The sequence below is a fragment of the Paenibacillus sp. GCM10023252 genome (assembly GCF_042653305.1).
In the GTDB taxonomy this organism is placed as follows: Bacteria; Bacillota; Bacilli; order Paenibacillales; family Paenibacillaceae; genus Pristimantibacillus.
Genome location: NZ_JBHSHW010000036.1, coordinates 78,318 through 95,747, shown reverse-complemented (window position 1 = coordinate 95,747; position 17,430 = coordinate 78,318). Strand labels below are relative to the sequence as shown.

Sequence of the window (17,430 nt, the reverse complement as noted above, 5' to 3'; positions counted from 1 at the left end):
AGAGGTGTATTCCATTGACACAACAAACCGCAGGTATTCACCATATAACAGCCTTCGTAAGGCATGCACAGGCTAACGTAGACTTCTATGCAGGCGTGCTCGGTCTCCGGATGGTTAAGAAGACGATCAACTTCGACGCACCGGAAGTGTACCATCTGTACTTCGGCGACGAGCATGGAAGCCCGGCAACGATCATTACGTTCTTCCCTTGGGAGCATTCCCGTCAAGGCCGCATAGGCGGCGGGCAGGTTGGCGTTACGACCTATGTCGTTCCTCCGAATTCCTTCGAATTCTGGCGGGCAAGGCTGACTAGCCTAGAGATCTCCTACGAAGAATCCACTCGCTTCGGGGAACAATATATCGGGTTCAGCGATCGTGACGGCCTGCGTCTGGAGCTGGTCGAGCGGGAAGAGGGCCCGGAGAGCACTTGGTCCTACAGCGGAGTTCCTACTGACAAGGCGATTAAGGGGTTCGGCGGAGCGATACTGCTCAGCACGGCGCCTGCTAAGACAGCTCGTCTGCTGCAGGATGTCATGGGGCTGGAGCATGTTGCGACAGAGGGGGCTTATTCGAGATTCCGCGCAACGGGCAGCCTGGGCAACTTAATTGATGTGAATGTGGAGCCTGTGGCAGCTGGAGCTGGAGGAGCGGGAACCGTCCATCATATCGCATGGCGTGCGAAGGATTATGCCGACCATGAAGTGTGGAGAACCCATGTGGAGAGCAGCGGATATCATCCGACGCCGATCATTGACCGTCAATACTTCAATGCGATCTACTTCCGTGAGGAAGGCGGCATATTATTCGAGATTGCGACGGATCCTCCGGGCTTCGCGCGGGATGAAGAGGCTGAGCACCTTGGCGAGAAGCTGATGCTGCCGGAATGGTTCGAGCCGAAGCGTGCTGAGATCGAGAGCAACCTGCCGCCGATCGTCGTTCGTGAGCTGAAGGGAGAGGCTTAAGCTATGATGATGAAGCATATATGGAAGCAAGGGACGGATACGACTGCACCAGTCATTGCGCTATTCCACGGAACAGGGGGGACGGAGCATGATCTGCTGCCTCTGGCTGAGCGGTTCTCTCCAGCTTCCTCGGTACTCAGTGTGAGGGGCAATGTCCTTGAAAATGGGATGCCCAGATTCTTCCGCCGCCTAGCGGAAGGCATCTTCGACGAGGAGGACCTCATTGCGCGGACGAAGGAGCTGCATGAATTCCTTGCCGCTGCTGCCGCGGAGTACGGCTTCGATCGCAGCAATATCGTCGCTGCCGGTTATTCTAACGGCGCGAATATTGTGGGGAGCTTGCTCTTCCACTATGAGGGGGCGCTTAAGGGGGCCATTCTTCACCATCCGATGGTGCCGCGACGCGGTCTAACCTTGCCGAACTTGGCCAGCCTGCCTGTCTTCATCGGGGCTGGCAAGAATGATCCGATCTGTACGCCTGCGGAGACGGAAGAGCTTGCGGCCCTGCTGAAGGGTGCGGGAGCAGAGGTGGCCGTACACTGGGAGTCAATGGGGCATCGTCTGACGGGCACGGAAGTGGAAGCGGCGGCGAGCTGGTATGCACGCAGCTTCGGCAGCGAGCGGGGGTAAGGGATGATGGTATCCATTGATCCTTCCACTCAGACGGAGCGGGACAATTACAAGCTGCTTATTGGCAGCATCATCCCAAGGCCCATTGCCTTCGTCACGACACTCGCTGAGGATGGAACGCTGAACGCCGCGCCATACAGCTACTTCAACATCGTCGCGGCGAATCCGCCGATGGTGTCCATCTCGGTTCAGCGGAAGAATGGGGAGAAGAAGGACACCTCGCGCAACGCGGCAGCCACCGGCTCGTTCGTCGTGCATATCTCGGATGAGCATTACATCGAGCAGATTAATCAGACGGCGGCGGCGCTTCCTCCAGATGAGAGCGAGGTGCAGCTTGCCGGGCTGACGCCTGTAGCGAGTGAGGAGATCTCCGTGCCGGGTCTTGCGGAAGCGCGAATTCGGATGGAGTGCGTGCTGGAGCACTCGTTAGAGTTGGGCGGCAGCGCCGGCACCGACGGCCCAGGAGCGCCTGCATGCGACCTGTTAATTGGACGTATCGTAAGGTTCCATATCGATGAGAGCATCTACGACAATGGCCGAATCGATGCGGAGGCTCTAGCGCCAGTCAGCCGCCTTGCTGGCAACGACTACGCGAAGCTGGGCGAGCGGTTCACGATCGAGCGGCCGGTATAGGTTTTGAAGGAGGACTAAGCAGCGTAGATGCTGCTGGTCCTCTTTCTTTTTGTCGAGATTATGTATAAGGGAGTCACGTTAAGGTGGATAGTCCATGTTAAGTCTGCTTGAAGGGGGGCTGGCGGAGGACTTACCGGGGATTATCCTCGTTAAGTGCCTGATAAGCGATTCGTTTGGAGTTATGGAGTCGCGATAACACAGGTTTTCCGTGTTAAGTGGGCATCGAAGGGGGTTGGTGGAGGACTTAACGAGGATTTTCCTCATTAAGTTCCTAATAGGCGTACTGGATGGTGCTATGGCTCCCATAGACGGATCTTCCGATGAGTGGCAGTCCGGCTAGCGGCCCCTCGTTTTTTCGCTGTTTTCATGCACCATTCGACCATTCCTTAGAAAATTCTAACGAACAACTATGCCTTCAGTGGGTTGTGCGGTGTGACCAAGTGTGACAGAGTAGGACTACGGGAGAAATCCCGCAGCAATTGTAGAGGATGCTGCTTAAGCATCTTCCATTATTATTTTCTCAAGGAGGAATATCTGATGAACTTCCATTTCTACGTGGGTAACGATAACGGCAACAGTGAGCATGATCTGATTATCGACGGCAAGCTGGTGCAGCAGCCGAATGTGAACTGCACGGTGGACAAGCTGCCGTGGAGCGAGGAGCAATCGCCGGAGAGCTTCATTAAGAATCTGCACGACCAGCTGGTCGTGACAATTGACTCCCCCGCAGCGCGGCCGGGCATGTACTACATAGGCAAGTTCGCGCTCGAGAGCGGCGAGATTGTCGATAACCTGCAGATTGGCATCGACCTCAAGTCGGATATGGACCTGCCGGTCATTAATACGCTGGCGCAGATCGCGGCAGTCGGGGTGCAGAAGGCGTACGAGGAAGAGAAGAAGATTCCGGAGCAGCTCGTGCTTGAAGTTGATATGGCGACAGCTCTCCCAGTTACGCAGCATACAGATGAGACGGCCGCGAAGTTCGAGAAGCGGTTCATGGCGGGCACCCATCATGTGACGGTTCATCTCGGCACGGTGCGAGTCGGCGTGCGCATGACGTTCACATTCACGAAGGTGGTGCCTGAGGCGACGCCGGTTATCTTCACCTTGCAGAAGGATGCAGAGGGCAGCTGGCGTGAGGGCGATATTTTCACCGAATTCTCGGAGACGTATGGGGTGGACAAGAAGTTCAATGGCAGCTACTTCAAGGACAAGCGTATCCTTCATGTGGACATCGGCGACGGTTCCACCGAGTATCCGATTACAGAGGGCAATAAGTTCCTGCGTCAATTCGTCCAAGGCAGCCATCATGGGGCAGGGTATGCGATTGAGGAAGCGCTGGATGAGTTCAATCGGTTAATTCATCTGCCGGACAGCCCGCGTCAATTCTTCAGCGACGTGCTGAAGAATCCGAAGCATAAGTACCACGCCCGCGCCATCCGCACGCTGAAGCGGCCGCTCGAGAGCCAAGTGCGGCACATCGTCCAGCATGTGAAGAAGCAGCTAACGAAGGCGCGCAACGAGATCGACGTGATCTGCGTGTATGGCGGCGGCAGCATTCTCATGCGGAGCATGCTTGCGCCTCAGCTTAAGGAGCTGTGCGAGGAGCGGGAGATCAAGCTGCTCTATATTCCGGCGGAGTATGCGGTGCAGCTGAACGCGATGGGGCTGGACGCTTTTGTCCGAGGGAAGATCTATGAAGCACTGAAGAGTAAGGCCGTTCAGCCGGCGTAGAGGGTGAGAGGGACGAATGAAGAAGACGAAGCAGCCGGGCGACAATATTAGTCTGAAGACGAAGAAGTCCGAGAACCAGGCCATCATGGACTGGATTAATGCGCAGAGCAATCTGATGGATTCCTTGCGGTACCTCATCGAGCTGGAGGTTCATCGGTACGGCGTGCGCAACCTGCAGGCTCATGTGCCGATGGAGCGGAATGTGCTCGGGGGCGCAGAGGGCGTTGGCGTTGCTGCGGGTGCTGCCGCCTATGAGACGGCCGCTTCAGCGGAAGGTGCGCAGGCGGGAGCTCGGGCGGAGGATCTGGAGCCGGAATCGGGTACGGGGCTTGAGCTTCCTCCCGAGGATGAGATAGACGATGATGATATCGAGGCTTGGACATAACACTTCGGAATGCCGAGTAACACTTAGTAATACCTAGTATTACTTGGTTGTACTGAGTATCTCTTAGTAATCCGTAGGCATACTTAGTCATATTATTTGTGAAAAAAATATACGCCAAGCCCTGACTAAGTTGTCTGTCGGCTTGGCGTTTTTTTATCATACTATTCAGAGCCCTCATCTAGATGTCAACGTCCTTCCTACCTCTCTTATGCTCGCTTCTTGTACACTCTCATGGCGAAGATATAGGCAACGATTGTTATTCCGATGCACCATGCGAGTGCGACCCAGATGTCCTGGCCTACGGGCTGGTCGGACAGCAGGGAACGAATGGCTTCCACAATGGAGGTCACTGGCTGATTCTCGGCGAAGACGCGAACGACAGTTGGCATGGTCTCAGTAGGCACGAAGGCAGAAGAGATGAATGGAAGGAAAATGAGCGGGTAGGAGAATGCGCTGGCCCCTTCAACCGACTTGGCGGACAGTCCGGCAATCGCCGCCACCCAAGTTAGAGCGAGCGTGAACAGTACGAGTATACCAGCTACAGCAAGCCATGACAGTACCCCAGCCGATGAACGGAATCCCATAAGAAGGGCAACGAGTATGATGACAACAACCGATATGGCGTTGGATACGACGGAAGTCAGCACATGCCCCCACAGCACGCTGGAGCGAGCAATCGGCATCGTATGGAACCGTTCGATAATACCCCGTTGCTTATCTAGGAACAGTCGGTAAGAGGTGTACGCAATTCCGCTCGCGATGGCAATGAGCAGGATGCCAGGCAGCAGGTAGTTCACATAATTATCTGTATCGGTCTGAATAGCCCCTCCGAACACATAGACGAATAGCAGCATCATGGCAATGGGAGTGAGGCAGACGGTGAAGATGGTGTCCATGCTTCGCATAATATGGCGCATGGAGCGTCCGAGCATGACACTCATGTCGCTGAAGAAGTAGTTGTTCATCGTTATTGATCTCCTCTCTTGTGACCGATAATGGTAAGGAATATATCCTCGAGAGACGGCTGCTTCTCCACATACTCCACCTTAGCAGGCGGGAACAGCTTCTTCAGCTCCGAGAGGGTGCCATTCGCTATAATTCTACCCTCGTGTAGAATAGCAATTCGATCGGCAAGCTGTTCGGCTTCCTCTAGATATTGAGTAGTTAGGAATACGGTCTTCCCACCCTCAGCAAGCTCCTTCACAATCTTCCATGTCTCGATGCGTGCCTCGGGATCCAGCCCAGTGGTCGGCTCGTCAAGGAAAATAATGTCCGGATTGCCCAGAAGGCTCATGGCAATGTCCAGCCTGCGGCGCATACCGCCTGAGTAAGAGGAGGCCTTACGGTCTGCTGCATCCGTTAAGCCGAAGCGCTTCAGCAAGTCATCCGCCGCTTGACGCGGCTGCTTCAGATGGCGCAGCTTGGCGATCAGGACCAGATTCTCCCGTCCGGTCAGAATCTCATCGACTGCGGCAAATTGTCCGGTAAGGGAGATGGATTGCCGCACATGATCGGGCTTCGAAGCAATGTCGAAGCCGTTAACGGTTGCTGTCCCAGCATCCTGCTTGAGCAAGGTAGTTAGAATCTTGACGACGGTGGTCTTACCCGCCCCATTCGAGCCTAGTAGGGCGAAGATACTGCCCTTCTCTACCTCGAAGTCTACGCCCTTAAGGACCTGGTGCTCCTTGTAAGACTTGTGCAGACCCTTAACCTGAATAGAATGGCTTGTTGGCATCGTTATTCCCCCTTAATAGATCAATGCTTGTTAGATTGTGTATTAGATAACGGTGACGTTCGTTAGATTCGCTTCAATGCCCTTCAGTGAAGCGTAAGTCAGCTTATCCATCACCGCACCGTCGAAGTTGATCGTCTTAATGGCGCGGTAATATTTCTTAGAGAGTGTGAAGCCAGGCAGGAAGGATACATTCCGAAGCACGGCGCCCTTGAATGATACTCCGGAGAGTGCCGACTTGCCGAAGTTAACGCCGATGAATGTCTGTCCGTCGAAGTTCAGTCCGGTTAGATCGGAAGTGCTGAAGTCCACGCCGTCGAAGCTGCAATTGTCGAAGGTCGTCTTCCTCAGGTCAGTCATGGTCAGCTTAACGTCTGTCATCTTCACATCCTTGAATCTGACTCCGTCCAGACCGGACTTGCTGAAGTTGGTACGTACCAGGATGGACTTATGGAAGCTTGCATTCGATAGGTCAAGAGTAGAGAGCTTGCAGTCTGTCAGGTTCGCGCCGTCGAAGCGGGCATCCCGTACATCGCTGCTGGCGAACGAGCTGCCGGTCAAGTCTGCGCCAGTGAAGTCAGATCCTCTAAGCGCGCTTGATGTGAACTTACCCTTGTGGGCAGTAACGCCGGCGAAGTCGCTCTGAGCAAGGTTGCTCGCGCTTAAGTTCGTTACCACCTGGCGCTCCAGCGAGCGGGAGAGGTTAGCAACCTCAAGTACCGTCTGTTCAATATCACCGATGCTCTCAATCGTCAGCTCCAGGGCGGTCTGGTCATCCTTGCCTTCAGACTTGAGCTCACGGAACCGTTCCTGCAGGTCAGAGTGCAGGTCCGCCTTCAATTCCTCCACGCTTCTCACTCCTTCATAAGGTGCGAATACTCCATTCAGATAGTTGGTTAATTTCGAATTCATTCCATCCACTCTCCTTGTTATAGTAAGTTTTCTAACACACGCTTCGAGTACTCCCAGTTGCTCTTGTTCCGGACGTAAGCCTCCTTGCCCTTCTCGGTAATTCGGAAGTACTTACGCCGTCCCCCCTGTGATTCATCGCCCCAATACCACTCGATATCACCGTCCGCTTCAAGCCGTCGAACGCTGGAATACATCGTGGCTTCCTTCAATTCATACTCGCCATCCGAGCGCTCAGCAATCAGCTTAACTATCTCATAGCCGTAGCGGTCAGCTTCGGACAAGAGCCGTAGAATCATCGTGTCCGTATGTCCGCGAAGCAGGTCGGATGTGATCTTGTTCTCGCTCATATCATCACCTCCATGTCTGTATAATAAGGCATAGTACCTTGACTGTCAAGGTAGTATTTTAAATAAAATACTTTGGTCGTAAACTTAGTGAATCTGGAGTGGTACCGTTGCTGGAAAAGTGCGCCAGGATGGCGGTTAGCAAGGGGGGTGAGCGGTGGTTGGCGAGCGTGATAAGGTGCAGAAATGCACCAGAATGGTGGTGAGCGGGGGTTGGCGAGCGCGATAAGGTGCAGAAATGCACCAGGATGGCGGCGAGCGAGGGTTGGCGAGCATGATAAGGTGCAGAAGTGCACCAGAATGGCGGTGAGCGGGGGTTGTCTGGCGAGGGACGGAGAGCACGTGCAGCTCCAACAGTTGCAATGAGCCGCCTATTGCAGATACACTACAGTTGAAATGTAATAGTCGAAGTTACAGATGGAAGTCAGGGGAGTGGAGTCATGGGAACAAGGACGATAATAGAAGAGAAATCTACTACTGCTACTGATGCAGCGGGGGCTGCATACGCCTACACGCATCGCGGCAGCAAGTACAGCAACCAGCCGCCGTCTGTCATGGCGATGAACGGCAAGGTTATCCGCTCGCTGCTGCGTGACTATATGAAGCGAAATACGAATAGACGCCCGTCCGCTCTTATCTCTATGGATACCCCACAGCTTGACCACATTCCAGCAGATGGAGCCGTAGTCTCCTGGTTCGGCCACTCAGCGTTCTTCCTGCAGCTCGGAGGACAGAAGCTACTCATCGACCCGATGTTGGGCAAGGCACCCTCGCCGCTGCCTATCTTCGGAAGCAGCCGCTACAGCGGCAAGCCGCCGATTGAAGTAAGCCAGCTGCCGCAGATTGACGCCGTACTCATCTCCCATGACCATTACGATCATCTGGATGCGGGAACGATCAAGGGACTGAAGAATAAGGTGAAGCGCTTCTTCGTTCCGATTGGCGTTGCGGCCAGGCTCGTGAAGTGGGGAATCAGCCCGGACCATATTCAAGAGCTGAACTGGTGGGAGGAGACGACATACGAGGGGCTGAAGCTGGCCTGCACACCAGCCCGCCACTTCTCGGGCCGCGGACTATTCGACCGTGATTCCACGCTGTGGTGCTCGTGGGTCATTGAGGGCGGCGATACGAAGGTATTCTACAGCGGAGACAGCGGCTATGATGACCACTTCCGGGAGATCGGGGAGAGATACGGCCCGTTCGATCTGACCTTAATGGAATGCGGCCAATACGATGAGAGGTGGTCCGCTATCCACATGATGCCGGAGGAGACGGTACAAGCGCACATTGATGTGAATGGACGCATACTGATTCCTGTCCACTGGGGAGCCTTCACCTTAGCCTTGCACACCTGGACCGATCCTATAGATCGCGCGATCCGAGCTGCAGCAGGCCGCGAAGTGCTCGTGGCCACCCCGCGCATCGGGCAGCTCATGAATATTAACGGCACAGAGTACCCTTCGGAAGCTTGGTGGAGAGCGAGCGTTGATGAGCGGCTGCGGGGACACACCAGTAACAGCATGAATCCTAGGAGGTATAATCGCGAATGATCGATGCATCCTTGCATAAGAGGGTTACCTGGCTAGAGCTGTTCTACGACTTAATCTACGTCATTGCCATCTCCAGCGCGACCCACGTTCTCTCCCATCCCCATCACGGCGAGCTGGAAGCGGAGCTCTACTTCAAGTACATCCTCATCTTCGTGCCACTCTGGTGGTCATGGACGGGGTATACGATGTATGTGAATCGGTATGGAGAGGACCAGACCGGGCAGCGGCTGGAATCCATCTTGAAAATCTTCTTCGTCATGGTCATGGCAGCCAGCATCAACGTCGACTTCGACAGCTATTATCTGCCCTTCATGATCGGGTATGTAGGCAGCCGGCTGCTTACGGTCCTCATGTATGTGCGCATGTGGCGCAAGCATGAAGGCCATCACTCCTCCGTGGCAGGCTTCCTTGCGGCAAGCTTCACGGGCGGAGCGATTATTAGCTTGAGCTCCGTTTTTTTCACCGATGAGCTTCGATATATCCTGCTATATGGGGGGATTGTATTCGATATTGTCTTGTCGATCATTGGGAGGCCCCAACTGCGTAAGTTCCCTGTGCTCTATTCGCATCTGCTGGAGCGGTTCGGGCTCGTTACGCTGATTGTACTCGGGGAGTTCATGATTGGACTCGTCGCGACGCTGAAGTCATTGGACTACTCTCCAACCATCGTCGGGCTGGCGGTCATCGGCTTCATCCTGACCATCGCCATCTGGTGGCATTACTTCGAATCCTCGGAACGGGTAGGAGGCAAGCGCAGAACAGCGGTCGGACACTCCATTATCTACGGACATCTGCTCGTCCTGCTGTCACTCGGTCTGCTAGCCAATGTGGTTCGCTTCGGCATCGATCAGCAGCTGCACCGTGAAGCATACGAGCTGCTAGCGGCAGTCGGTATAGCTCTCTACGTACTAGCAACGGCTTATCTGTTCCGCTCGCGTAAGGCAGATTGGCCAATGATTGGGCGCTCTGCCTTGCTGATTGCTGCATACTATCTCTTGCTCCAATGGCTGCCGAGCGTCACCGCCATCTATGCGGCAACTGCAGCATTCCTCGTGCTGTACGCGACCCTCGGCCTGCTGAGCAGGAAGGTAGGGCAGGGACGCAGCGTCTGATTGTTTATCCCCACAACTTATGGGTAATGTAAGGAAGAACCTATAAGATGAGAGTGGGAGACAGCGCAGATGAAGCGTAGACTGGAATACATGTTAGTAGTCGTAATTGCAGCAATCCTCTATATCCTCCTCGGGACCGATGCCGGCTGGCTAGTGAAGGCTGCGGCTTCGGTCTTATACGCGTCTATCATCCTCTACAGCATGTATTCCTTAGTGCTCGAGAATCGTACGCCGCAGCATACGCTGCTGTGGCTGTATGTGCTGCTCTTCTTCCCTCTGTTCGGCTATATCTTCTACTTATACTCGGGCCAGCTCTATCTGAAGGGGTACTTGTTCCGCAGCAAGCGGAAGAATGACCGCGAGGAATGGCATCGTCTCGTGAAGGACGGCCAGACGTTCGACCAATCCCTCATTCCCGAGGCTCACCTTGGCTTCGCTCACTATGCCCAGCGTGTAGCCATAACAGCGATGGATACGGAGACGCATACGAGCATCCTCCGCAACGGCGAGGAGACCTTCGACGAGATTAAGCGCAGATTGCGCGAGGCAAGGCACTATATCCATATTCAGTATTACATCTTCCGGTCGGACCTGCTCGGCCAGTCGCTCATGGACATACTCATCCAGAAGGCTGGGGAAGGCGTCGAAGTGCGGTTCCTGTACGATGGGCTGGGCAGCTTGTCGCTGGCAGGCAGCGATATTGCGCGAATGAAGGAGGCTGGCATTGCGGTGCATGGCTTCTTGCCGATTAAGTATGCCTTCTTCAACCAGAAGTTCAACTTCCGCAATCATCGCAAAATCATCGTCATCGACGGCTCCGTCGGCTTCGTCGGCGGCTTGAATGTGGGGGTGGAGTATCTGGGGGAGGATAAGGGAATTGGCTTCTGGCGCGATACCCATATGGTCATGGAAGGCAGTGCCGTTCAGACGCTGCATGCCGTATTCCTGCTGGACTGGGACTATGCGGCCGGCGAATGCCTGCTCGAAGACCCGCGTTATACCGAGGCGAAGCCTGCCCCGGGAAGTGACGGTGTCGTGCATGTCGTTGCGAGCGGTCCTGATACCCAGCAGGGGGTCATGGGGGATATGCTCTATACGATGATTGCGAGTGCAAGGGAGTCCATCTGGATTGCTACGCCGTATTTTATACCGAATGAGGCCATTCGTACGGCGCTCCGAGTAGCGGCGAATCGCGGAGTTCAGGTGCAGATTATGGTGCCAGAGATTAACGACGGCTACTTGACCCAATATGCGACACGGTCATACTTCCCGGAGCTGCTGCGCTGCGGCGTAGAGATCTATTCCTATCAGAAGGGCTTCCTCCATCAGAAAATCACCATCGTAGACGGCGATCTCGCCACCATCGGCACCGCCAATATGGATATGCGCAGCTTCCATCTCAACTTCGAGGTGAATGTCTTCTTAATGGGGGCCAGCTCGATCCGCGATCTGGTGCAGCATTACGAGGACGATAGGAAGGACAGCACACGGGTCATGCCTGTCCAGTTCTACAAGCGGGGAAGGAAGGAGCGGACGAAGGAATCCTTCGCCCGCCTGTTCTCGGGGGTGCTGTGAGGGATCTTCCAGGATACTGCCCTTGAGCGGAGTGTGCCTGAGCTGCTGCCCGCCGCAAGAGCCTGCCGAGACCTTCGCGAAGGTTACTTCACCCGTACATTAACGCTATGCTTACTCGGTTCCACAGGAGTTGGAGCAGAGTCAGCGGTGGGGAGGCTGTAGCCGAGATTCAAGGCAGCTCTCTTGACCGAGTGAGTCACATTCTGGATCACCTCTCCCACATCATGCGCGGACTCGATAATAGGGTCGACCGCCTTCATCTTGCCCTTCACATCAGCCGTCACTTGATTCGCATTGCGAATCAGCTTCTTCGCTTCGCCCGTCAGCTCGTTCACCGATCCGCGAACCTCCGCGAGCGTCTTGTTCGTCTCATCGAGAGAGCTCATCGTCTTGCGCAGCGTTAAGATGGCATATACCACAAGCGCCGCGAAGGCAACCGCAATCAGTGTGACACTTAGCTGGAATGACATCGTGCACCTCCTTATTTTACTACCTATCGTATTATACAAGCCCCTCACTTATGCCCCGGGCCTGGTGATTCATCCGTGTAATCTATGGGTACATGGGTAGAATATGAGCTAACGAAGGCGTAGAAGAGGTGATTGGCAGCATGATTCAATTCATAGATGTGAAGAAGAAGTATACCGACGGCACATTAGCGCTGAAGGGAATTAACCTGGATATTAAGCAGGGTGAACTCGTGACCCTGATCGGACCGAGCGGCTGCGGCAAGACAACCACGATGAAAATGATCAATCGACTAGCCGAGCCTACATCCGGCCAGATCTTAGTGGACGGACAAGATATATCTCGTATCAATCCGGTGGAGCTGCGGAGGAATATTGGCTATGTCATCCAGCAGATCGGATTGTTCCCGCATATGACGATTGGTGAGAACGTCGCAATCGTGCCTAAGCTTAAGAAGATGTCCAAGGAGTCCTATGATCGTCGAATCGACGAGCTGATGGATATGGTTGGACTTGATCCGATCCAATACCGCGACCGCTACCCCGCTGAGCTAAGCGGCGGTCAGCAGCAGCGGATAGGCGTCATTCGCGCGATGGCGGCGGAGCCTTCCATTATTCTGATGGATGAGCCGTTCTCCGCGCTCGATCCGATTAGCCGGGAGCAGCTCCAGGATGAGCTAATTCGGCTGCAGGAGGAAGTGAAGAAGACGATCGTCTTCGTCTCCCATGACATGGATGAGGCGCTGAAGATTGCGGATCGCATCATCCTGATGAAGGATGGGGAGATCGTTCAGGCGGATACGCCTGAGCGTATTCTTCGCCGCCCGAACAATGACTTCGTCCGCACCTTCATCGGTGAAGGGCGGCTGCATGAATCCTCGGAGGCACTGACGGTAGATGAGGTTATGCTGACTAATCCGGTCACCATCTTCCTCTCTCGCGGTCTCGCGCACGGGGCGAAGCTGATGAAGAAGCATCGGGTCAATTCCCTGCTCGTCACGGATAAGAACCGCCGCTTCATGGGGGTCGTGACCAAGGAGATGCTCGAGGAGCATTATCATAATGAGGACCTGTCGCTGCTGGAGATTATGGAGCCGGATGTACCGTTCGTCTATACCGGTACGCCGGTAACCGATGCGGTGGAGCAGATGAAGGACCATCATATTCACCGTATTCCGGTAGTAGAGCGGAATGGTCAGCTGGCAGGGCTGGTTACGAATTCAAGTCTAATAGATGCATTGCTGAAGCAGATGTAAGGTGGAGACAACGATATGAACTTATGGGAAGTACTAGTTAACCGACAAGACGACATTATACGCGCTACAATGGAGCATATTCAGATCTCCTTCATCTCCCTCTTGATTGCGATCGTTATCTCTATTCCGCTCGGCCTGGCCTTAACACGCTTGCCTAGACTGGCAGGTCCGATTATCGGCATCACCTCCTTGTTCCAGACGATTCCGAGCCTTGCGCTGCTAGGCTTCATGATTCCGCTGCTAGGCATTGGTATGCTGCCGGCGATTATCGCCTTGACGGTGTACGCGTTGCTCCCGATCTTAAGGAACACGTATACGGGAATCATGAACGTTGAGCAGCCGATTAAGGAAGCTGGCGTTGGGATGGGTATGACGAGCATGCAGGTCATGGTGAAGGTGGAGCTGCCCCTTGCGCTCAGCGTCATTATGGCCGGTATTCGGACTGCGACGGTCATGCTGATCGGTGTCGCGACGCTTGCTTCGCTGGTTGGCGCGGGCGGGCTGGGTGATTTGATTTTCCGAGGGATATCTACCGTTAATACAGAGCTTATCCTGGCGGGGACAATTCCAGCTGCGCTGCTTGCCATCGTGTTCGACTTCCTGCTCGGACGGATGGAGGGCGCGGTGACGCCGAAGGGGCTGAAGGGTCGCGGGAAGAAGAAGTCGAGGCTCATGCGAGTCACCTCCATTGTGCTGGCCTCAGGACTACTGCTGCTCGTAGTTGTGGGCATTGCGATGAGCTCCATCGGAGGCGGGGAAGAGCGGATCGTCATAGGGGGCAAGAACTTCACCGAGCAAGACATTCTGGTGGAGATGACGGCTGCGCTCATTGAGGAGAAGACGGACATGGAGGTGCAGAGGAAGCCGTTCCTGGGCGGCTCTCAGGTGACGCATAATGCGCTAGTGAGCGGAGATATCGACATGTATGTCGAGTATACCGGCACGGGCTGGACCTCTGTCCTGCAGCAGAAGCCGCTCGGCGGAGAGCCGGAGCTGACATATGACAAGGTGCAAGCGGCATACGAGAAGGAATTCCAGGTGAAGTGGCTGAAGCCGCTGGGCTTCAACAACACCTTCGCCCTCGCTATGCGCAAGGAGAAGGCGAAGGAGCTTGGCGTGAAGACGCTGTCTGACCTCGCAGGTAAGTCTTCGTCGCTGGTGCTGGGCGCATCGCATGAATTCCTGGAGAGACCGGATGGTTACGTCGGTCTGGAGCAGGTGTACGGGATGAAGTTCAAGGATACGAAGGGACTGGATGTAGGGCTGATCTATGGAGCACTGAGAGATGCCAAGACGGATGTGAGCGACGCCGCGACAACAGATGGACGAATCGCTGCCTTCAACTTGCAGGTGATGGAGGATGATCAGCATTTCTTCCCTCCATACTATGCCGCGCCGATCGTCCGCATGGACACGCTGGAGGCCCATCCCGAGCTGGAAGAGGTGCTGAACCTGCTGGCCGGCAAGCTGAGTGATGAAGCGATGGCTAAGCTGAACAGCGAAGTAGATCTAGGCGGCAAGGAAGCCCGCGAAGTCGCTGTGGCCTGGCTCAAGGCCAATGGGTTGGTGAAGTAGCGGAGGCAGGCGCCCGGGTGGCATAGAGGGATGCGAAAGCGCGTGCGGTGGTGCGTGCGGTGCGAGCGGGTCGTGCGGTGCAAGCGCCGAATAGGGCAGATAGTGCATCAAAGCAGCAATGCACCTATCGAGTGCGGCTCGCCGAGTGTACGCGCCGAATAGGGTATAAAGTGCACTTATCGGGTGCAGCTCGCCGAGTATACGCACCGAATAGGGTATAAAGTGCACTTATCGAGTGCGGCTCGCCGAGTGTACGCGCCGAATAGGGTATAAAGTGCACTTATCGGGTGCAGCTCGCCGAGTATACGCACCGAATAGGGTATAAAGTGCACTTATCGAGTGCGGCTCGCGGAGTGTGCGCGCCGAATAGGGTATAAAGTGCACTTATCGGGCGGGGCTCGCCGAGTATACGCGCCGAATAGGGTATAAAGTGCACTTATCGAGTGCGATTCGCTCGGCATTGGCGCAACCATCACGTTACCGCCGCTCCGGGCAGGAGACTTAGTGAACGAATTCAACAATGGAAGGCGCCTAACTTGCCTTGCTGGAAGTCAGCAGCCCTGACAGCCGCTGCTTGAACTGCATCTGCAGTACAAGCAGTGGCTTTTTTTTCGCGTTGACCTGGTCGTTATGGGTGGAGTAGTTGCCAATACTGCTTATCCATATCATTCATGATGATTCAAGTTAGTTATCGCCTGAACCAACTCTGCCGGCTGGCTAATCATTGGTAGATGCCCGGCATCAATTGTTGTCACCTCATGCGGGTCCAAGTGCTTAATCATCCGATCCTGCTGGGAAGGAGGGAACGCCTTATCCTTGGAGAGCTTGACGTAGAGCTTAGGCACATCAGCAGCGGGTACAGCAGATTCCGTTCGGTCCGTATACACGCGAATGGACTCGGGAACGAAGTCGCGAACGATTGCTGCAGCTTGCTCGGCTGTCAGATCATTGCATAGTTCAGTGCGAATGGCCGATTCCGGGGGCTTCGTGCCCATCTTGCGCATAATAGCTGACACGATCAGCCTCTTGGGGAAGGGGAGGGTGGACAGGAAGGAACCGCCGTCCTTCGGAATGGCAGCGCCAACGGCAACGAAGCCGGCAAGCTGCTCAGAGAGCTCATCCGCAAGACGGAGAGCGAGCACGCCGCCAAGCGAGTGGGCAACAAGGATAATCTTCCGAAGTCCCCAATTCACGACCTGCTGCTTCATATCGGAGACGTACTCCTGGAGAGTCAGCTCAGCTTGAGTGTCATTCAAGCCCCTACGGATGGGAGGCTCTATGAGCAGATAAGGCCGGTTCAATCGCTGCACCACCCCCTCCCATATCCCTGTGCCCAGTCCTGCCCCGCTAATGAACACATACCCAATCTCCATCTCACTCCGCGTACGCTCTTGCCTATTCATCGCTTATCTCCTCCATCATGTTCCTAATATTGTTGATAAAAACCAGCACTAATAGCTGCAGTGCAGTCATGCCAGCGGCTACTCCCTTACTCTTAAATCTATACTAACAATAAAATAAGACAGATTATGTCTTGTTATTCGGTTATACTGAAAAAAGAGAGGAGGCAGCCTGCATCATGCAAAAATCGCAGCGGCTCATCCAGCTTATCATGAGGATTAATGCTAAGAAGTCATTCACGGTTCAAGAGCTTGCTGATGAGTTCGGCCTGTCGACCCGAACCATTACGCGGGATCTGGTGGAGCTAAGTGAGCTTGGTGTACCCGTCTACTCGGTTCAAGGCCGTGGCGGCGGATATCGGCTGCTGCAGGAGAGGCTGCTGCCTCCCATCTCCTTCTCCGAGAGCGAAGCGATTGCCATGTTCTTCGCTTGTCAGTCACTGGAACATTACAGCTCCTCGCCCTTCGGGGAGGGGGCGGATTCGGCCCTCCACAAGTTCTATCATTACTTGCCTGCCGATGTGCGAGAAGGGGTAGATCGCCTCAAGGACAAGGTATCCATCTATAGTCCATACCGGCCTATGTCAGGCGAAGTGCTGCAGCTGCTGCTGAAGGCGGTCATGCATCCCAGTGTGCTCACGATTGAGTACAGGTCCAGTGATGGCCTAGCTGCCCGTGATATTCAGCCATTCGGCCTCTATGCAAGCTCTGGTTACTGGTACTGTCCAGCGTACTGCTTCACCAGGCAGGATGTTCGGTTATTCCGCGCCGATCGCATTCAATCCGCCATACCGAATGACGGGATTCAACCACGTGAAGATATTGACCAGATGACGCTGGCGAATAAGCCGAGTAAGACGCACTTAGAGCAGATGGTCCTCCAGCTGGAGGTGACGAACAAGGGGATCTGGCAGCTTGCCTCTGACACCAGATTTGCTCCCCATCTGACTGCTCGTGAAGACGGCAGCGGGTCAGTGAGATTGCCTATAGCAGCAGAGGATCTGGCTTTTTTCATCGATCGTATCTGGCAGCTCGGCCCTGAAGTATGGCTCACAAGTCCTCCTGAGGCGGTTGCGGCAATGAGGCAGAGGATGAAGGCTGTGCAAGAGCGCTACGTATAGGTTGTCATAAAAAAAAGACGCCATCAATAAATCGATGAACGT

At 54.7% G+C, this 17,430-nt stretch carries 17 protein-coding genes; 11 read left to right on the top strand and 6 right to left on the bottom strand.

The window, feature by feature from the left end:
- Positions 1-14 precede the first annotated feature (14 nt).
- From ACFO9Q_RS20300 to ACFO9Q_RS20280, 5 genes are all read left to right on the top strand, one after another.
- A complete protein-coding gene (locus tag ACFO9Q_RS20300; RefSeq protein ID WP_379185396.1) occupies positions 15-962 on the top strand; it encodes a ring-cleaving dioxygenase in 948 nt (315 codons plus the stop codon).
- A 9-nt stretch (positions 963-971) separates the two neighbouring features.
- A complete protein-coding gene (locus ACFO9Q_RS20295) occupies positions 972-1,592 on the top strand; it encodes an alpha/beta hydrolase (RefSeq protein ID WP_379185468.1) in 621 nt (206 codons plus the stop codon).
- A gap of 6 nt (positions 1,593-1,598) precedes the next feature.
- Entirely contained in the window at positions 1,599-2,225 is a 627-nt protein-coding gene (locus ACFO9Q_RS20290; RefSeq protein WP_379185467.1) for a flavin reductase family protein, read from the top strand.
- Positions 2,226-2,762: 537 nt separating this feature from the next.
- Positions 2,763-3,959, top strand: coding sequence for a hypothetical protein (locus ACFO9Q_RS20285; protein ID WP_379185395.1), 1,197 nt, complete (start codon positions 2,763-2,765; stop codon positions 3,957-3,959).
- Between the two features lie 16 nt (positions 3,960-3,975).
- Positions 3,976-4,344, top strand: a complete 369-nt coding sequence (locus ACFO9Q_RS20280) for a hypothetical protein (RefSeq protein ID WP_379185394.1) — start codon at positions 3,976-3,978, stop codon at positions 4,342-4,344.
- A 206-nt stretch (positions 4,345-4,550) separates the two neighbouring features.
- Here ACFO9Q_RS20280 and ACFO9Q_RS20275 read toward each other — a convergent pair whose 3' ends face one another.
- The 4 genes from ACFO9Q_RS20275 to ACFO9Q_RS20260 are packed head-to-tail and all read right to left on the bottom strand — an operon-like array spanning position 4,551 to position 7,335.
- Positions 4,551-5,309 carry an ABC transporter permease gene (locus tag ACFO9Q_RS20275; RefSeq protein WP_379185393.1) on the bottom strand — a complete coding sequence of 253 codons (759 nt, stop codon included), beginning with the start codon at positions 5,307-5,309 and terminating at the stop codon, positions 4,551-4,553.
- Positions 5,310-5,311: 2 nt separating this feature from the next.
- Entirely contained in the window at positions 5,312-6,079 is a 768-nt protein-coding gene (locus ACFO9Q_RS20270; protein WP_379185392.1) for an ABC transporter ATP-binding protein, read from the bottom strand.
- A gap of 42 nt (positions 6,080-6,121) precedes the next feature.
- On the bottom strand, positions 6,122-6,988 hold the full coding sequence (locus ACFO9Q_RS20265) for a pentapeptide repeat-containing protein (protein WP_379185391.1): 867 nt from the start codon (positions 6,986-6,988) through the stop codon (positions 6,122-6,124).
- Positions 6,989-7,005: 17 nt separating this feature from the next.
- Positions 7,006-7,335 (bottom strand): PadR family transcriptional regulator, encoded by a 330-nt coding sequence (locus ACFO9Q_RS20260; protein WP_379185390.1) that lies wholly within the window; start codon positions 7,333-7,335, stop codon positions 7,006-7,008.
- A 551-nt stretch (positions 7,336-7,886) separates the two neighbouring features.
- Between ACFO9Q_RS20260 and ACFO9Q_RS20255 the strand changes: the two genes are divergently transcribed.
- From ACFO9Q_RS20255 to cls, 3 genes are all read left to right on the top strand, one after another.
- A complete protein-coding gene (locus tag ACFO9Q_RS20255; protein WP_379185466.1) occupies positions 7,887-8,882 on the top strand; it encodes an MBL fold metallo-hydrolase in 996 nt (331 codons plus the stop codon).
- Complete coding sequence (locus tag ACFO9Q_RS20250; RefSeq protein WP_379185389.1) at positions 8,879-9,994, top strand: low temperature requirement protein A; 1,116 nt, start codon at positions 8,879-8,881, stop codon at positions 9,992-9,994. Before ACFO9Q_RS20255 ends, ACFO9Q_RS20250 begins: the two co-directional genes overlap by 4 nt.
- Before the next feature lie 69 nt (positions 9,995-10,063).
- Positions 10,064-11,569 (top strand): cardiolipin synthase, encoded by a 1,506-nt coding sequence (gene cls, locus ACFO9Q_RS20245; protein WP_379185388.1) that lies wholly within the window; start codon positions 10,064-10,066, stop codon positions 11,567-11,569.
- An 83-nt stretch (positions 11,570-11,652) separates the two neighbouring features.
- Here cls and ACFO9Q_RS20240 read toward each other — a convergent pair whose 3' ends face one another.
- Complete coding sequence (locus ACFO9Q_RS20240; protein ID WP_379185387.1) at positions 11,653-12,039, bottom strand: DUF948 domain-containing protein; 387 nt, start codon at positions 12,037-12,039, stop codon at positions 11,653-11,655.
- Positions 12,040-12,179: 140 nt separating this feature from the next.
- On the opposite strand from ACFO9Q_RS20240, the gene ACFO9Q_RS20235 reads away from it, so the two are divergent.
- Positions 12,180-13,292 carry an ABC transporter ATP-binding protein gene (locus tag ACFO9Q_RS20235; RefSeq protein WP_379185386.1) on the top strand — a complete coding sequence of 371 codons (1,113 nt, stop codon included), beginning with the start codon at positions 12,180-12,182 and terminating at the stop codon, positions 13,290-13,292.
- A 15-nt stretch (positions 13,293-13,307) separates the two neighbouring features.
- Complete coding sequence (locus tag ACFO9Q_RS20230; RefSeq protein WP_379185385.1) at positions 13,308-14,867, top strand: glycine betaine ABC transporter substrate-binding protein; 1,560 nt, start codon at positions 13,308-13,310, stop codon at positions 14,865-14,867.
- Between the two features lie 665 nt (positions 14,868-15,532).
- On the opposite strand, the gene ACFO9Q_RS20225 is transcribed toward ACFO9Q_RS20230, so the two are convergent.
- A complete protein-coding gene (locus tag ACFO9Q_RS20225) occupies positions 15,533-16,270 on the bottom strand; it encodes an alpha/beta fold hydrolase (RefSeq protein ID WP_379185384.1) in 738 nt (245 codons plus the stop codon).
- A 176-nt stretch (positions 16,271-16,446) separates the two neighbouring features.
- Here ACFO9Q_RS20225 and ACFO9Q_RS20220 point away from each other — a divergent pair, with 176 nt between their 5' ends.
- Positions 16,447-17,388, top strand: coding sequence for a helix-turn-helix transcriptional regulator (locus ACFO9Q_RS20220; protein ID WP_379185383.1), 942 nt, complete (start codon positions 16,447-16,449; stop codon positions 17,386-17,388).
- The last annotated feature ends 42 nt before the right edge of the window (positions 17,389-17,430 follow it).